Source organism: Microcystis sp. LE19-195.1E (genome assembly GCF_027532095.1).
Lineage (GTDB): Bacteria > Cyanobacteriota > Cyanobacteriia > Cyanobacteriales > Microcystaceae > Microcystis > Microcystis aeruginosa.
The window spans coordinates 1-1,907 of the sequence record NZ_JAPZSZ010000056.1; the positions used below are offsets into that span (position 1 = coordinate 1).

Annotated in this window: 1 protein-coding gene and 1 pseudogene; both read left to right on the forward strand. The window is 42.7% G+C overall.

What is annotated here, in order from left to right:
• Positions 1–225: 225 nt before the first annotated feature.
• On the forward strand, positions 226–1,104 hold the full coding sequence (locus tag O9300_RS03465) for an IS982 family transposase (RefSeq protein ID WP_287970071.1): 879 nt from the start codon (positions 226–228) through the stop codon (positions 1,102–1,104).
• 14 nt (positions 1,105–1,118) lie between these two features.
• Positions 1,119–1,640, forward strand: a pseudogene (locus O9300_RS03470) (IS1634 family transposase); the annotation flags it as partial.
• Positions 1,641–1,907: the final 267 nt, after the last annotated feature.

The following is a 1,907-nucleotide window of genomic DNA, read 5'->3' on the forward strand; positions in this document are numbered from 1 at the left end:
CTAAAAATGTTGACTCAACCTTCTAAACTCGCAGAGCGTTCGTTACGGTATCTGCTATCCCTAGAGTTGAAGGTGGGTGAAGTGGTCAACCCTAAGTTGTCAAAACAATCCCAAAGTCGGAACGAAGAAAAACGATGATTAACATCAGTTCGGGATAAGGGTGGAAAGAAAAGGCGGGGGCTAGTAAGCTGAAAAATATATAAACTCAGCACCCCCAACCCATCTATGTCTAGTCTAGAAGCTCTTTTCTGTCATGTCGACGACGGATGCCGTGTATTTGAACCTAAATTAGAACAGACAAGGCTTTGGCCCGATAATAAAGCTCGTAAACGGGGCAAAATCTTGACTTTAAGCGAAATTATGACCATCCTGATCGCTTTCCATCAAAACCACTACCGTAATTTTAAACATTTCTACCTCGATCATGTTTGTGTCTACTGGCGACAAGAGTTCCCTCAACTGCCTAGCTATCAACGTTTTATCGAATGGATACCCTCGACTCTCATCCCCTTATGCGTTTACTTGAAGCATTGTTTTGGTCGTTGCACGGGGATTAGCTTTGTCGATGCCACCAAAATTCAGGTCTGCCATAATCGCCGCATCAGTAGTCATCGGGTGTTTGACAATTTAGCCGCACGGGGAAAAACCTCTGTGGACTGGTTTTTTGGCTTTAAACTGCATTTAGTGGTGAACGAGGAAGGAGAATTGCTCAACGTTCACCTTACCCCCGGCAATGTGGACGACCGCAAACCCGTGAACAAATTGCTACAATCCTTGTTTGGCAAAGTTTTTGCTGACCGAGGTTATGTCTCTCAATCCCTGGGGGAGGAACTGCTCAAAGATTTTGGTATTGAGTTTTTTGCTAAACCCAAGCGGAACCTGAAAAATCGCTTAATCCGCCTTTATGACCAGCTTTTATCCCGTAAGCGTTCTATTGTCGAGACTATTATTGACCAACTCAAGAACATCTCTGGGGTTGAACATTCCCGCCACCGCAGCCCTGTTAATTTTTGCGTTAATCTTCTCTGTGGTTTGATTGCTTACTGTCACCAGCCGAAAAAACCCTCCTTGAAGATGGAATGGGCTTTACCCCCCGCTGCTTAACCCGAACTGGGGTTGGTTTAACTAAGCCTCAAATTCGGAAACTGGCTGAGGTAGAAGTGATTCAATTAGGATTATTTGAGCAGGTAAACTTGGTGGAATTTGAGAGTGAAGATTATCCCGATGAAAGATTAATTGCTTGTCGGAATCCCTTCATTGCCCAGAAAAATCAACTACAAAGAGAGGCATTATTAGAAGCGGTAGAGAAGGAACTAGATTTGATTGTTCAAGCGACTCAAAGGGAGAAAAGAGCTTTAAAGGGTCAAGATAAGATAGCTTTGAGAGTGGGCAAGGTTCTTAATCAGTTTAAAGTCAATAAATACTATAACCTAGAGATAACAGAAGAAGGCTTTTCTTATCAGCGTAAGCTGGAATTAATCGCTCAAGAAACGGCATTGGATGGTGTGTATGTGTTAAGAACTTCTCTGGAGTCAACCTTGATGGATGCAGCGACAACGGTTAAGGCCTATAAAAGTTTATCTCAAGTGGAGGAGGCATTTCGCTGTTATAAGTCAATTGATTTAAAGGTACGTCCTATCCAGGGCTGGCTGAAAAAGCCTGAAATGCCGATAGGAAAAAGGTTTCGACTCAATAAAGTCGAGAAAAAAGTCCCAAAAAAAGGTAAAATACACTAAAAGCCAAGCACTTTTTTTCATTCAGTACAGATGTATCGTATCTCGACCGCAACTCCATCAGAACCCGAATCATTTGAACTGCCCGAGGAGCGGAAAACTATCAGATGAAAACCGTTGGGTTATTATGGCCAACTTAATTCCCTGGGAAAAATTTGAAGAAGAGTACGCAAA

Coding starts and splice junctions, on each gene's coding strand:
- O9300_RS03465 (WP_287970071.1), top strand. CDS start 226: ATGTCTAGTCTAGAAGCTCTTTTCTGTCATGTCGACGACGGATGCCGT.